General features: G+C 57.3%; 12 protein-coding genes. 7 read left to right on the forward strand and 5 right to left on the reverse strand.

Translation table 11 applies throughout. The features are described 5' to 3' along the window. The first annotated feature begins 30 nt into the window (after window positions 1-30). The 7 genes from cysQ to ACR0NN_RS17725 all read left to right on the forward strand — a co-directional run bounded on the left by cysQ (window position 31) and on the right by ACR0NN_RS17725 (window position 7,923). Window positions 31-828, forward strand: a complete 798-nt coding sequence (cysQ, locus tag ACR0NN_RS17695; protein WP_170722982.1) for a 3'(2'),5'-bisphosphate nucleotidase CysQ — start codon at window positions 31-33, stop codon at window positions 826-828. After that, a complete protein-coding gene (locus tag ACR0NN_RS17700) occupies window positions 828-1,628 on the forward strand; it encodes a 3-deoxy-manno-octulosonate cytidylyltransferase family protein (RefSeq protein WP_170722783.1) in 801 nt (266 codons plus the stop codon). Before cysQ ends, ACR0NN_RS17700 begins: the two co-directional genes overlap by 1 nt. Next, entirely contained in the window at window positions 1,625-2,608 is a 984-nt protein-coding gene (galE, locus tag ACR0NN_RS17705) for a UDP-glucose 4-epimerase GalE (RefSeq protein ID WP_170722781.1), read from the forward strand. The genes ACR0NN_RS17700 and galE overlap by 4 nt, the downstream gene beginning before the upstream one ends. After that, the gene (locus ACR0NN_RS17710; RefSeq protein ID WP_170722779.1) at window positions 2,605-3,651 is read left to right on the forward strand and encodes a glycosyltransferase family 2 protein; all 1,047 of its coding nucleotides are present in this window, start codon (window positions 2,605-2,607) and stop codon (window positions 3,649-3,651) included. Before galE ends, ACR0NN_RS17710 begins: the two co-directional genes overlap by 4 nt. Before the next feature lie 148 nt (window positions 3,652-3,799). Then, window positions 3,800-4,786, forward strand: coding sequence for a glycosyltransferase family 2 protein (locus tag ACR0NN_RS17715; protein ID WP_170722777.1), 987 nt, complete (start codon window positions 3,800-3,802; stop codon window positions 4,784-4,786). Next, window positions 4,783-6,483 (forward strand): DUF5927 domain-containing protein, encoded by a 1,701-nt coding sequence (locus ACR0NN_RS17720; RefSeq protein WP_170722774.1) that lies wholly within the window; start codon window positions 4,783-4,785, stop codon window positions 6,481-6,483. The genes ACR0NN_RS17715 and ACR0NN_RS17720 overlap by 4 nt, the downstream gene beginning before the upstream one ends. Window positions 6,484-6,489: 6 nt before the next feature. Then, window positions 6,490-7,923: a nodulation protein NodH gene (locus tag ACR0NN_RS17725; protein ID WP_170722772.1), complete on the forward strand. Its 1,434-nt coding sequence runs from the start codon at window positions 6,490-6,492 to the stop codon at window positions 7,921-7,923. Between the two features lie 7 nt (window positions 7,924-7,930). Here ACR0NN_RS17725 and ACR0NN_RS17730 read toward each other — a convergent pair whose 3' ends face one another. From ACR0NN_RS17730 to ACR0NN_RS17750, 5 genes are all read right to left on the reverse strand, one after another. Next, complete coding sequence (locus ACR0NN_RS17730; protein ID WP_170684787.1) at window positions 7,931-8,449, reverse strand: L,D-transpeptidase family protein; 519 nt, start codon at window positions 8,447-8,449, stop codon at window positions 7,931-7,933. 62 nt (window positions 8,450-8,511) lie between these two features. Then, a complete protein-coding gene (locus ACR0NN_RS17735) occupies window positions 8,512-9,297 on the reverse strand; it encodes an ion transporter (protein ID WP_170684785.1) in 786 nt (261 codons plus the stop codon). Window positions 9,298-9,319: 22 nt separating this feature from the next. After that, on the reverse strand, window positions 9,320-10,543 hold the full coding sequence (locus tag ACR0NN_RS17740; RefSeq protein WP_170722770.1) for a class I SAM-dependent RNA methyltransferase: 1,224 nt from the start codon (window positions 10,541-10,543) through the stop codon (window positions 9,320-9,322). Between the two features lie 50 nt (window positions 10,544-10,593). Then, window positions 10,594-12,426: an ABC transporter ATP-binding protein gene (locus ACR0NN_RS17745; RefSeq protein ID WP_170722767.1), complete on the reverse strand. Its 1,833-nt coding sequence runs from the start codon at window positions 12,424-12,426 to the stop codon at window positions 10,594-10,596. Further along, the gene (locus ACR0NN_RS17750) at window positions 12,423-14,261 is read right to left on the reverse strand and encodes an ABC transporter ATP-binding protein (RefSeq protein WP_170722765.1); all 1,839 of its coding nucleotides are present in this window, start codon (window positions 14,259-14,261) and stop codon (window positions 12,423-12,425) included. The genes ACR0NN_RS17745 and ACR0NN_RS17750 overlap by 4 nt, the downstream gene beginning before the upstream one ends. Window positions 14,262-14,413: the final 152 nt, after the last annotated feature.

The raw sequence follows: 14,413 nt of genomic DNA on the forward strand, positions 1-14,413 counted from the left end.
ATCAACAAACCACAGGAACGGAGCTTTTTTGTGACTTATGACGCGCTTATTCCCGTCATCCGGCGGCTGGCCTTGCAGGCCGGGGATAAGATCATGCAGATCTATGAGGCGGATGATTTCGACGTCAAAGTCAAATCGGATGCCAGCCCTGTGACCGAAGCGGATGAAGCGGCGGATGCGCTGATCTCAGCCGGGCTGCGCGACGCCTTCCCGAATATTCTGCTGGTGACCGAGGAACAGGCAGAATCGCATTCCGAAAAGGGCGATACATTCCTGATCGTTGACCCGCTGGACGGCACCAAAGAGTTCATCAACCGGCGCGGTGATTTCACGGTGAATATTGCTCTGGTCGAGAACGGCGTGCCGACGCGCGGCGTTGTTTATGCACCCGCGCGGGGCCGGATGTTCTATACGCAACCCGATGGGCAAGCGGTTGAGGAAACCGGCGCACTGGACAAAGAACAGGCGGGCCATGTCACGCCGATATCAGTCTCTAAACCGGACAATTCGGCGCTGATGATCGTGGCATCCAAGTCGCATCGCGATCAGGCGACCGAGGACTACATCAACAAATATCAGGTGCGCGACAGCAAAAGCGCCGGCTCGTCGCTAAAATTCTGTCTGGTTGCGACGGGCGAGGCTGACCTATACCCGCGCGTTGGCCGCACGATGGAATGGGACACTGCCGCAGGCCACGCCGTGTTGGCCGGAGCAGGTGGCGAAGTGGTGCGTTTTGACGACCATTCCCCGCTGACCTATGGAAAAGACGGCTATGCCAACCCGTTTTTCATCGCCTATGCTCCGGGCGTTGAGTTGAAGGAGGCCTGATGTCCGTTCTGATCGCCATTCCTGCCCGCTATGCCTCATCCCGTTATCCGGGCAAGCCTTTGGTGCCGCTGAAAGGCGCCAATGGCACAAACATGACCCTGATCGAACGCTCGTGGCGCGCTGCGATTTCCGTTTCAGGTGTGGATCGCGTGGTTGTGGCCACAGATGACGATCGCATCCGCGAAGAAGCCGAAGGTTTCGGGGCCGAGGTTGTGATGACCTCGGAGGCCTGCCGCAACGGCACCGAACGCTGTGCAGAAGCGCATGCGGCGCTGGGCGGCGGCTTTGACATTGTAGTCAATCTGCAGGGCGATGCGCCGCTGACACCGCACTGGTTTGTCGAAGACCTGATCTCGGGCCTGCGCGCGGCAACGGATGCGGGCGTCGCAACGCCGGTTCTGCGCTGCGATGGCGACGCGCTGAACGGGCTGCTAAACGACCGCAAACATGGGCGCGTGGGCGGTACAACAGCCGTGTTCGGCAATGATCACAGCGCGTTGTATTTCTCGAAAGAGGTGATCCCGTTCACCTCGGACACCTATGCCAGCGCCGATCCCACGCCAGTCTTTCACCATGTCGGCGTCTATGCCTACCGGCCCGATGCGCTGGCGGCCTATCCCTCGTGGACCAGCGGACCGTTGGAGACGCTGGAAGGCCTGGAACAGCTGCGCTTTATGGAGAATGGGCGCAAAGTTCTGTGCGTCGAAGTCGAGGCCAAAGGCCGCCAGTTCTGGGAACTGAACAACCCGCAAGACGTGGCCAAGATTGAAACGATGATGGCTGCGATGGGGTTAGAATGACTCATATTCTGGTGACCGGAGGGGCGGGGTATATCGGCTCACACGCGTGCAAGGCGCTGGCGCAGGCGGGCTATGTTCCCGTCACATATGACAATCTGGTCACCGGCTGGCAGGATGCGGTGAAGTTCGGGCCGTTCGAACAGGGGGACCTGCTGGACAAGGCGCGGCTGGACGCGGTGTTCGCCAAGTACCAACCCGCCGCCGTGATGCATTTCGCCGCCCTCAGTCAGGTGGGTGAGGCGATGTCAGAGCCCGGCAAGTACTGGTCAAACAACGTGACCGGTTCATTGACTCTGATACAGGCTGCGGTGGATGCGGGGTGTCTGAACTTTGTGTTCTCGTCGACCTGCGCCACCTATGGCGAGCATGACAATGTGGTGCTGGATGAAACCACGCCACAGCGCCCACTGAACGCCTATGGGGCCTCGAAACGGGCCATCGAAGACATACTGAGTGATTTCGAAGCAGCTTATGGCCTGAACCATGTGATCTTCCGTTATTTCAACGTGGCCGGAGCCGATCCGGAGGCGGAAGTTGGAGAGTTTCACCAGCCCGAAACCCATCTGGTACCGCTGATGTTGGACGCCATCGACGGCAAGCGCGGCGGGTTGACCGTGTTTGGCACGGATTATGATACGCCCGATGGGACCTGTATCCGTGACTATGTACATGTCTGCGATCTGGTTGACGCCCATGTGCTGGGCTTGAACTGGCTAGAGCAGGGCAAGGAAAGCCGCGTGTTCAATTTGGGCACCGGGTCTGGTTTTTCGGTCATGGAGGTAATCGAGCATTCCAAGGCCGTCACCAACCGTGCAGTACCCTACAGCATCGGTCCCCGTCGGGCCGGGGATTGCACGCGATTGGTTTCAGGCTCGGTTCGGGCCGAAGAAGAGTTGGGCTGGACACCAAAAAGATCAACGTTAGAAACGATGATCACGGATGCCTGGCGTTGGCATCAGAATGGCAGTTATAACAAGTGAGCCTTGAAGATCGGCCGCTAAGCTGGGTGCAGCGCTATAAGCTGCGCCTGAAACGCAAGCGGCTGTTGTGGCGGTCTTTTCGCAGCCGCCATCAGCTGAAATCGCTGAGTAACAACACCCAGAATATCATTCCGGGAACCATTCTGGCATTCACCACGCTGCGGAACGAAATCACCCGATTGCCCTGGTTCCTGCAGCACTACCGCGCGCTGGGTGTTGATCACTTTTTGATTGTAGACAATGGCAGTGATGATGACTGTGTCCCTTATCTGCTTGAACAACCGGATGTTTCGCTGTGGCAAACAGGTGCCAGCTATCGCGCGTCACGGTTTGGGCTGGATTGGCTGACCTGGCTGCAATGGCGATACGGGCACGGGCACTGGACGCTGATGGTCGATGCTGACGAGTTACTTATTTACGCCCATCACGATACGCAAACACTGCATGACCTGACTACGTGGCTGGATGCACGCGGGCAAATCGCCTTTGGCGCGTTGATGTTGGACCTTTATCCGAAAGGCCGCCTGGGCGAGCAAGCCAGTGATCCGCAATCTGATCCAACTGAAATACTGAACTGGTTCGACGCCGGCCCCTATCGCGCCCAGCGCCAGATGCCGATGGGCAATCTCTGGGTTCAGGGCGGCGTGCGTGAGCGGATGTTTTTTTCGGGCGAACCCAAAAGATCGCCCACTCTGAACAAGATCCCTCTGGTCCGGTGGTCGCGGCATATGGCCTATGTGAATTCAAGTCATTCCGCCCTGCCCAGATCCCTGAATTTTGACTATGACGGGCCCGGCGGGCAGGCCCCCTCGGGCGTGTTGCTGCATACGAAATTCCTGCCTGAAATTGTCGAAAAGTCGCGCGCCGAAAAACAGAGGCGGCAGCATTTTCACGATCCCGATCAGTTTGGCGCGTATTATGACGGCATCATCAACCAGCCCGATCTGTGGACATCTGCCTCGGTCAAGCTAGATGATTGGCAACAGTTACAAGACCTTGGACTGATGCACGGGGGCGGATTTCCGGCCACAGCGGGGAAGTAAACCGGATTTAAACCCGTTGCCTCACACAGTGCAGAAATGTCATAAACGGTAATGGTCCGGCACCACTCAGGCCTCAGGCGGCCCCGGGCAGACACGCGTATCAAAACAAAGGTTGGGCAGCCGCGTGAGCCTTTTGGATTCCTATCGCATGAGATTGCGGCGCAAGCGCCGACTTTTGCGGTGTCTGCGCCGTCGGCGAGATCTGAAAGCGGTGCAAAACAATACGTCAAGCATCAAACCAAACGATATCCTTTCGATAAGCGTGGTGCGGAACGAAAAGATCCGCCTGCCTTATTTTCTGGAATATTACCGCAAGCTGGGCATTAATCACTTTCTGTTCGTGGACAACAACAGCGACGATGGCACGCGTGAATACCTCAGCAGCCAACCGGACGTGTCGCTTTGGTGGACCGATGCAAGTTACAAAAGATCGACCTATGGTCTGGATTGGTCAAATTATCTGCTGCGCAGATACGCCCATCGGCACTGGGTGTTGACCGTTGATCCCGATGAATTCTTCATTTACCCGTTTTGCGATACGCGCCCGATAAGCGCGCTGACCGACTGGCTGGATGACACTGGCGTGCGTAGTTTCGGAACCATGTTGATCGACATGTATCCTGAAACAGCGATCCAGGATGCGCCTTATCATGAGGGCCAGAACCCATTTGAAATCGCGCCGTGGTTCGATTCTGGCAATTACATGATCACCCGCAACCCGACCTATGGGAATCTGTGGATTCAGGGCGGTGCACGTGCGCGGGTGTTTTTCAAGGACAAGCCAACAAAAGCACCAGCTCTGAACAAGATCCCGCTTGTGAAATGGCATCGGCGCTATGCCTATGTCAGTTCAACCCATGCGCTGCTACCGCGTGGACTTAATCAGGTTTACGAGGAAAAAGGGGGCGAAAAAACCAGCGGTGCCCTGCTACATGCAAAGCTAATCGATACGCTGGGGGATAAAGCACGGGAAGAGATCGAGCGCGGACAGCACTATGGTGCGTCGGGTGAATACAGGGCCTATGCCGAACAGTTGGATGAAAAGCCGGTATTCTGGAACACATGGTCCGAGAAATACATCAACTGGCGGCAGCTTGAGATCCTGGGCCTGATGTCCAAGGGGAATTGGGCATGAGCAGCCTGGGCGTCGTAATGTTGGTGCACACCGCCCTGGACCGGGTCGAGCAGGTGGCGCGCCACTGGACCGCCTCGGGTTGTCCGGTGGTGATCCATGTGGACCAAAAGGTAGGCAATCCGGCCTATTCCGATTTTGTGGCCGCGTGTGCGGATGAGCCAATGATCCTGTTTTCGGACCGTCATGTTTGTGAATGGGGCGGATGGGGGATTGTCGCTGCGTCGCAATCTGCCGCCGCTCTGATGCTTGAACGGTTTCCCGATGTCCGACACGTCTACCTCTCGTCCGGTGCGTGCCTGCCACTACGTCCGATCCCTGACCTGATTGACTATCTGGCCGATCGCCCCAGGGTCGATTTTATCGAAAGCGCGACTACTCGGGATGTGAGCTGGACCATAGGTGGGCTGGATTTGGAACGGTTTACCCTACGGTTCCCGTTCTCATGGCGCAAACAACGAAAGCTGTTCGACAATTATGTCCGGCTGCAACGCGCCCTTGGACTGCGTCGCCGCATTCCCGAAGGCCTTGTGCCACATATGGGCAGCCAGTGGTGGTGTCTGACACGGCAAACTCTGTCGGCCATTCTTCAAGACCCAAAACGCGTGGAATATGATCGCTATTTCCGTCATGTATGGATACCGGATGAAAGCTATTTCCAGACTCTGGCGCGGCTTTATTCCACGCATATCGAAAGCCGGTCTCTGACCCTGTCCAAATTCGACTATCAGGGCAGACCGCATATGTTCTACGACGATCACCTGCAACTGCTGCGCCGATCTGACTGTTTTGTGGCACGCAAAGTCTGGCACCGGGCAGACCGGCTGTATCAGGCCTTTCTGACCGATCAAGACAGCGCCATGACCCCAGCCGAGCCCAACCCGGGCAAGATTGATCGGGTGTTTTCCAAAGCGGTTGAGCGGCGGGTGCATGGCCGGGATGGGCTGTATATGCAAAGCCGCTTTCCAAACACCACGACAGGGCGCAGTCTGACGGCCTTTCCCTATACTGTGCTTCAGGGTTTTGCAGAGCTGTTCGAGGACTTTGAGCCCTGGCTTGCAAACACCACCGGCGGACGTGTGCACGGGCACCTGTTTGATCTGGAACGTGCAAAATTTGCCGAAGACGCACCGATGATCAATGGTGCGCTCAGCGACTGCGCCGCGCTGCGCGACTATAACCCCTCGGCCTTTCTGTCGAACCTCATCTGGAACACTCGGGGCGAGCGGCAGTTTTTTCAGTTTGGGCCAACGGATACACAGGAAATCAATGACTTCCTGGCGCGGGATCAGAATGCACAGATTGCTGTGATCTCGGGCGCTTGGGCCGTGCCACTGTTCCGCTCGAACCTGAATTTCGCCGATATCCGATGTGAAGCCGCCCGGCTTCAACAGATCGAAAGCAAACAGCTGAAACTGCTGGACGCTGCCCGCGCAAAAGCGCGTATCCGGATATGGACGATGGCGGAATTTGTGGAATCCCCGATGGAACAATTGCAGACTGTGCTTGAGGATATGGGCGCGCCCCAGCCCACACATCTGACCGAGGCGCCAACGATGGTGGATCTGACCGGGTTCGGAAAGTTCCTGCAAAATCTCAAGAATCAGGGGATGCACCCTTATCTGATGGGGGATTTCCCGGTGAACGACGTGTTTGGGGCGCAGTCTAAATCGTTCAAAAAACCCTATCTGGTGCAGTAGCGCAAAATGACCCGCCGTTTCGATTACTTCATCGTGCTGGCCGATATGCGCACCGGGTCGAACCTGCTGGAATCTCAGTTGAACGCTATGGAGGGCGTTGCTTGCCATGGTGAGGCGTTCAACCCCTACTTCGTCGGCCTGCCAAAGCTGGATAGCCTGCTGGGATTTGACCTGGAAGATCGCGAGCGCGATCCGCTGGCCCTGATCGACGCGATCCGGAATGCGCCGGGTGAGATGAACGGCTTTCGCTTTTTCAGTGACCACGATGCGCGCGCATTAGAACCCGCGCTGGATGATCCGCGCTGCGCCAAGATCATATTGATGCGCAATCCGCTGGACAGCTACATCTCGTGGAAAATCGCGATGGAAACCAAGCAGTGGCGGTTGGTGAACATCAAGCAGAGACGAGAGGCGCAGATCACCTTCGACGCCGAGGAATTCGCAGACCAGCTTGACCAGCGGCAGGCGTTTCAGCGGACCGTGCTCAGGCACCTGCAGACCACCGGGCAGACGCCGTTCTATATCGACTATGACGACCTGACTGATTTGAACGTGCTAAACGGGCTCGCCGCATGGCTGGGCGTCAGTGCCCGCCTTGAAGAGCTGAACCAACACCTCAAACGCCAGAATCCTGCACCTGCCCTCTCGAAAGTCTCTAACCCGGATGAAATGGAGCAGGCCCTGTCTCGGTATGACCGGTTCAAACTACACCACATCCCGAATTTCGAGCCCAGCCGAGGGCCATCTGTGTCACGCTATGTAGGAGCGGTGGAAACGCCGCTGATGTACCTTCCGGTACGTGGAGGACCCGAGGTTGAGGTAGCGCAGTGGCTTGCCGAGCTCGACGGGGTCACGACCGATGATCTGATTACCGGACGTAATCAGAAGCAGACGCGGAAATGGATGCAGGACCACCCTGGTCATCGTAAATTCACCGTGCTGCGCCATCCGTTGGCGCGCGCGCATGCCGTATTCTGCGACCGTATCTTGCACACCGGTCCCGGCGCATATGTGAGCATCCGAAACATGCTGAGCCGAAGGTACAATGTACCCCTCCCCGCCAAGGGAGATCTAAGCGCATATACGCGCGATCAGCATTACGAGGCGTTTTCTGCCTATCTGGGCATGTTGCGCAGTATTCTGGCAGGTCAGACCCCGATCCGCGTGGACGGAGAATGGTGCGGGCAAGCGCAGACACTTGAAGGAATGGCCGGTTTCACCATGCCCGACCTGATCTTGCGAGAGGACGAAATGGTAACGGCCCTGCCCGAACTCGCCCGTCTGGTGGGCCACAAGACCCCGTCAGATCCGATCAAAGCAATGCCGGATGCGCCATATTCGCTTGAACAGATTTACGACGCACAGCTCGAAATTCTCGCAAGAGAGGCCTACCTGCGCGATTATACGGTCTTCGGATTTGACGATTGGAAACCGCTATGACCTCTGCCTAGGGACGCAGGGTGATCACGGTTCCTTCGTTCACCATCGCGTAGATCTCTTCGATCTCGTCATTTTTGACTGCGATACACCCCGCCGTCCAATCCGGCGTCTTCTTCGCGCGCTTGAATTCGGATCGCAGATTGGGTTGGCCATGAATGAAGATATCGCCCCCGGGATCAACCCCTGCTGCCTTGGCTTTGGCCCGGTCTTCCGAGTTAGGATAAGAAATACCCAAAGACAAATGATACCGGCTGCGCGGATTGCGGCGGTCAATCAGATATGTGCCTTCGGGTGTGCGGCCATCGCCTTTTTGGGTTTTCGTGCCGTTAGGGGCAAAGCCCAAATCAACATCATATTCCCGCAAAATCTGTTCGTTGTGGAGAAGGTACATTTTGCGCGCGCCCTTATTGATGACCAATGAGGTCACCTCGGGCCCGCGATAAGAAAGAAATCTGGGTTTAGCTGAAGCGCATGCTGAAAGGCTCAGCGTTGCCATCGCACCCATTCCAAATGCTCGACGATCCATAATTTTCACTGCCTGATGCTCTTTTTTGCTAATTATTATGCCAGATTTCCGCGAAACATAAATCACTTTTTGCTGTTCGACTGTTCCTTCAGGCGGCGCTCAATGGATTCCAACCGTTCAAGAACCTCATCCCGGTAGGCGTCGGTTTTAACCTCATCCTCGGCATGGTGCGCATCCTGCATCGAGTTCACGATCAGACCGACGAGAAGGTTCACCACTGCAAATGTGGTCACCATGATGAAGGGTACAAAGAACAGCCATGCGTAAGGATAGACCTCCATCACCGGGCGCACGATGCCCATGGACCAGCTTTCCAACGTCATGATCTGGAACAGAGTGTAAGCCGACAGCCCAAGATCGCCGAACCAATTCGGAAAACTGTTCGAGAACAGTTTGGTTGAGATCACCGCGCCGATATAGAAAAGGATCGCCATCAACAGGAACACACTCGCCATACCGGGTAGGGCTGAAATAAAACCTTCGACCACCCGGCGCAGCCGTGGCGCAACCGAGATAACACGCAGGACCCGCAATATACGCAACGCCCGCAGCACAGAAAGCGCCCCGGCGCTAGGCACGAGAGCAACGCCCACAATCACGAAATCAAACACATTCCAGCCGCTGGTAAAGAACCTGCGCCCGGTGGCGATCAGTTTCATCACGATTTCGACGACGAAGATGGTAAGGCACAATTTGTCGAGAGTTACGATCAGCGGGCCTGCGGCCTCCATCAGCGTCGGCGACGTTTCCATCCCCAGCAGAACTGCGTTGAACAGGATCACACCAGTGATGAATTTCCCGAAAACCGGGGCTTCGATGATGGGCAGCAGACGTTGGGCGATCCCCATGCGGGTGGTCCTTATCTCAGATTTATGGGTTCAGGGCGAACCGGGCGGCAAGTTCGGTGTGTAACGACCATCGAAATTGGTCAACCACCTGTACCCAATCAAGGGTATATCCGGCGTTAACCAGCATTTTTGCATCGCGGGCGAAGGTCACTGGGTTGCATGAGACAAAGGCGATCACCGGGCGTTGCGCCTGAGCCAGCTCGGTCACCTGCGCCTCAGCACCCGCGCGCGGCGGGTCTAGTACAACGGCATCGAATTTCAGCAGTTCATCGGGCATGAGCGGTCGGCGGAACAGGTCTCGAGCCTCGGTCGTGACTTGTTTCAGGCCCTGCGCCTTGCGCCAGCCCTGATCCAGTGCTCTGGTCATCTCGGCCTCGCCTTCGACAGCGTGAATTTCAGCCATTTGAGCCAACGGCAGAGAGAAGGTTCCGCACCCCGCGAACAGATCGGCGATGCGTTTCGCCCCCTGCGTTGCCTCCAAAACTGCCCTTAATAGAGCCTGTTCTCCGTCTTTTGTGGCCTGCAAGAAGGAACCGGGAGGAGGCACAACATCAGCCGCGCCAAAGCGCTGCGCCGGAGGCGTACGCATGGCGATAACCTCATCATCCCAGCTGAGCCGAGCAAGGCCATGTTGTTCGGTCGCCTGAGCCAGCGCCAGTTCCAATGGGCCATCCAGCGGCTTGCCACCTTTGACCGACACATCCAATCCACTCTCGGACAGAATCAGCGTTACGGCCAGCACACCTTTGCGGCTGCCACCCAGAAGCGCCAATGCCTCGGCCACCGGGATCGCTTTGGTCAGGTCCGGGTGCAGCAGATGGCAATCCGGGATCTCGGTGATCGTATCCGAAGCGCGACCATGAAATCCGGCTAGAGTTCCCCTTTTTGTTCGACGCACAGCGATCGTGGCGCGGCGGCGCGAACGTTCAGGTGAGGTATGTATGGGCCGCATCGGGGCATCGAGCCCCTGCGCGGCCAGCGCGTTGCGCACCACGTCGACCTTCCAATCGGCAACAAACTCATCAGCCGCGTGCTGCAATTGGCAACCACCACAGGCTTTGTAGTGACGACAAGGGGCTTTGACCCGCTGATCCGAGGGCGTTTCAACGCGGATATCTGTCAGCACCTGCCCATTGAGCACACCGCTCACCACTTCGCCCGGCAAAGTACGTGGTGCATAGATCGGACCATCGGCGATCCCGTCGCCCTGATGACCAAGGCGGGTTATGGTGTAGTGCTGCGTCATAGGGGCCTGATAACGGGGGTTTGGGCGCAACAAAACCCCTCCGAGGTGATTTACTCTGCCGCTTCCACCTGAATGAATCCACCCGACTGACGGTGCCAGAACCGGGCGTAAAGCCCTCCGCGCTCTAACAGGGCCTCATGCGTACCGCTTTCGACGATGTGCCCGTGATCCAGGACGATGATCCGGTCCATCTCGCTGAGTGTGGACAGGCGGTGCGCGATCGCCAGTACGGTTTTGCCCTGCATCACCCGGTGCAGCGCGGTTTGAATCGACGCCTCAACTTCAGAATCCAGCGCCGAGGTTGCTTCGTCCAACACCAAAATCGGGGCATCTTTCAGAATGGCGCGGGCCAGCGCGATCCGCTGCCGTTGACCACCGCTGAGCTTCACGCCCCGTTCGCCAAGATGCGCATCATAGCCTGTGCGGCTCTGCGCGTCCTGTAGCCCAAGAATGAATTCATGCGCTTCGGCCTTTGTGGCCGCCTCGATCATCTCAGCCTCAGTCGCATCGGGGCGACCATAGAGTATGTTCTCGCGCGCTGAACGGTTGAACATTGCGGTTTCCTGCGTGACCATCCCAATCTGCTGTCGCAGACTGTCCTGTGTCACTTGGCTGACATCCTGACCATCGATGCGAATTGCGCCTTTTTCCCCGTCATAGAGCCTAAGTAGCAGCGAAACCAAGGTCGATTTCCCGGCACCCGATGCCCCGACGATGCCCAGCTTTTCGCCCGGCGTGGCGGTGAAATGCAGATCGGACACGCCTCCGATATCGCGGCCATAGGCAAAACTGACATGATCAAAGGCGATCTCACCTGTTGAAACGGTCAGCGTCGAGGCATCTGGTGCGTCCTCAACCCGATCGCGTTTGGTCAACGTGCGCATGCCGTTCTCAATCTCACCGATATTGGCGTAAAGGCCCATCAGGGTAAAACTGACCCAGCCTGTCATTTGTGAGATGCGGATCGCAACAGCCCCGGCCGCCACGATATCTCCGGCAGTCGCGGTGCCAGCCTGCCAAAGCCAAAGCGTCGCGCCAATCAGCAGGATGGGTAGAACCCCAGCCAGTGTCATCAAAATGAACCGGAAACTGGCCGACAACTTACCGAATTCAAGCGAGCGTTCACGCAGATCGACCATCGAATTCCGCGCCGCATGATCTTCGAATTCGGAATGGGCAAATAGCTTGACGGTTTTGATGTTGGTGATCGTATCCACCACCTGCCCTGACACCATCGCCCGCGCCCCGGCCCGCGCGGCTGAGCGAAGACGGATACGAGGCAAGTACCAGCGCACGAGCAGGAAATAGACCCCGAGCCACGCTATAAACGGGACCATGACCAGGGGGTGAATAGACCCTAACAAAAGCAATGACCCCGCAAGTGAGGCCAAGGCGAAGACAATCGCGCTGATCGTTTCCGACACCACTTGCGTCATTGCGTTCGAGGTTTGCATTTGTTTCTGAGCAATCCGCCCGGCGAAGTCATCGTCGAAATAGGTTACCGACTGGCCCAGTGTCCAACGGTTCAGCTTGGCTAGCACCAGCGGTGTGATGTTGGGCATAACGATGTAGTTGTTGGCCACCGAAGACAGGCCGAACAGCGCTGGGCGCAGCAACATGAAGAATGCAATAGCGCCCAGAAGGATCGCTAGATTACCCCCGGTCAGTATTGCCTCTGGCCCATTGGCGGTGACCAGGTCGATGACGCGTCCCAAAACCCAAGCGTTGCCCGCCTCCATCGCGCCTGCAATTGCCGAGAACGCAGCGGCGAGGAACAGCATGGGCCAGGCGCCGGTCAGGCTCCAGCGAATGAACGCCCCCAGCGTTTGCGGCGGGGGCGTTTCGATGTTTTTGAACGGTTGGATGAGGTCGGCAATCCTCATTCAGCGGCCTCCGGGTTCAGGAAGCCCCCAGATTGCCGCGCCCAGAACTGGGCGTAAAGCCCTCCTTGCGCCAGCAGGTCAGAATGGCCGCCCTGTTCAACGATCCGACCACCATCCATCACCAGAATACGATCCATCTGCGCAATCGTGCTGAGCCGGTGCGCAATGGCGATCACGGTTTTACCTTGCATCATGCCGTAGAGTGTTTCCTGAATCGACGCTTCGACTTCGGAATCTAGGGCGGATGTGGCCTCATCCAACAGCAAAATCGGCGCATCTTTCAGGAGCACGCGCGCCAGCGTCACCCGCTGCCGCTGACCACCCGAGAGTTTCACGCCCCGCTCGCCCACATGCGCATCGTAGCCGGTGCGGCCCTCCGGGTCCTGCAGGTCAAGGATGAAATCATGCGCCTCGGCCTGTTTCGCAGCGGCGACCATCTGTTCCTCGGTCGCATTAGGACGACCATAGAGGATGTTTGCCCGCACCGATCGATGCAGCAAAGCGCTGTCTTGTTGGACCATCCCGATATAACCGCGCAAACTGTCCTGCGTGACCTTCGAGATATCTTGGCCATCGATCAGAATCGCGCCCTGCTCGACATCGTAAAATCGCAAAAGTAGCTTTACTAGGGTCGATTTTCCGGCACCAGAGCGGCCGATCAGTCCGATTTTTTCACCTGGTTTGATCGTCAAGTTGACGTGATCCAAGCCCCCGGCTTCACGGCCATAATGGTGCGAAAGATCACGGATTTCGATCTGGCCATTGCCCAGCCGCAAGGGCTTCGCATCGGGCTCATCCAACAAGTCGATGGGCTGTGCGATGGTCTGCATTCCCTCGGCAACGATGCCCAGTTCCCGGAAGAAGCTGGTCAGCGCCCACATGATCCAACCGGTCATGGCATTCAGCCGCAGCGTCAAGGCTGTGGCGGCGGCCACCACACCGACCGTTGCGCTTCCTTGCGCCCAAAGCAGGATTGCCCAACCGACGACCCCCACGATGAGCACACCGTTCAACGCTACTAGTGCGGCATCCATGATGGTGAAAATCCGCATCTCGATCTGGAAAGTGCGACGGGTTTCAGCAATCGCCTCGCGCGCATAGTCCTGTTCCTGCGTGTCGTGGGCGAACATCTTGATCGAATGGATGTTGGTATAACTATCCACCACGCGCCCCGTCACGGTGGAACGCGCGTCGGATGCGGCTTGCGACGCGGGGCCGACCCGCTTGACCGTCCACCGCACCAGCGCTCCGTAAAACACCAGCCAGATCAACAGCGGCAACAACAGACGCGGATCAGCCGCCATCAACAAAATGGCCGCACCGATCATGTAGGCGATCGAGAACGAGATTGCGTCGAAGACCTGAAAGACGACCTCACCCGCGGCGGGCGGAGTCTGCACGACCCGGTTGGCGATACGCCCGGCAAAGTCATTCTCGAACCAGCCAACTGATTGACGCAGAACATGTTTATGGGCCCGCCAACGGATCAGAGTACCAAAATTCGGCAGGATCGTATTGTTAAGCAGCAAGACATCAACCAATTGCAGAATCGGGCGAATGAACAGGATCAGCGCGGCGACGACGATCAACTCGGTCCCGTGTGCTTGCCAGAATTCAGCAGGTGTGCTTCCCAACAGGTCCACAACGCGGCCCATATAGAAGATCAGCCCGACCTCGACCGCAGCAACGATCACGGACATCAGCGCGGCCAGCACAAAGACGCGTTTGAAAGGCTGCGAATAGGCTAGCATGAAGGGCCAGAGCCGTGTTGGCGGCCTGTCTACCTCTTCATAGGCAACAAAAGGGTCAATGAGATTTTCAAAGTAGCGAAACATGGAGAGTGCTCCGATTGAGCAGGTAATTTGGAAATGCGAAGAAAGATGGCGCCAGAACACCACCCCAACGGGTCACGTGTTCTGCGCTTTAGCCGAACCAGATCCCGTAATACATTCGCATTCCTCCCTCCATTCGAGTTACGCGCACCCTG

This window comes from Ruegeria sp. BA2 (assembly GCF_056539605.1).

Coding starts and splice junctions, on each gene's coding strand:
- ACR0NN_RS17745 (WP_170722767.1), bottom strand. CDS start 12,426: ATGAGGATTGCCGACCTCATCCAACCGTTCAAAAACATCGAAACGCCC.
- galE (WP_170722781.1), top strand. CDS start 1,625: ATGACTCATATTCTGGTGACCGGAGGGGCGGGGTATATCGGCTCACAC.
- ACR0NN_RS17725 (WP_170722772.1), top strand. CDS start 6,490: ATGACCCGCCGTTTCGATTACTTCATCGTGCTGGCCGATATGCGCACC.
- ACR0NN_RS17720 (WP_170722774.1), top strand. CDS start 4,783: ATGAGCAGCCTGGGCGTCGTAATGTTGGTGCACACCGCCCTGGACCGG.
- ACR0NN_RS17735 (WP_170684785.1), bottom strand. CDS start 9,297: ATGGGGATCGCCCAACGTCTGCTGCCCATCATCGAAGCCCCGGTTTTC.
- ACR0NN_RS17750 (WP_170722765.1), bottom strand. CDS start 14,261: ATGTTTCGCTACTTTGAAAATCTCATTGACCCTTTTGTTGCCTATGAA.
- ACR0NN_RS17730 (WP_170684787.1), bottom strand. CDS start 8,449: ATGGATCGTCGAGCATTTGGAATGGGTGCGATGGCAACGCTGAGCCTT.
- ACR0NN_RS17700 (WP_170722783.1), top strand. CDS start 828: ATGTCCGTTCTGATCGCCATTCCTGCCCGCTATGCCTCATCCCGTTAT.
- ACR0NN_RS17715 (WP_170722777.1), top strand. CDS start 3,800: ATGAGATTGCGGCGCAAGCGCCGACTTTTGCGGTGTCTGCGCCGTCGG.
- ACR0NN_RS17740 (WP_170722770.1), bottom strand. CDS start 10,543: ATGACGCAGCACTACACCATAACCCGCCTTGGTCATCAGGGCGACGGG.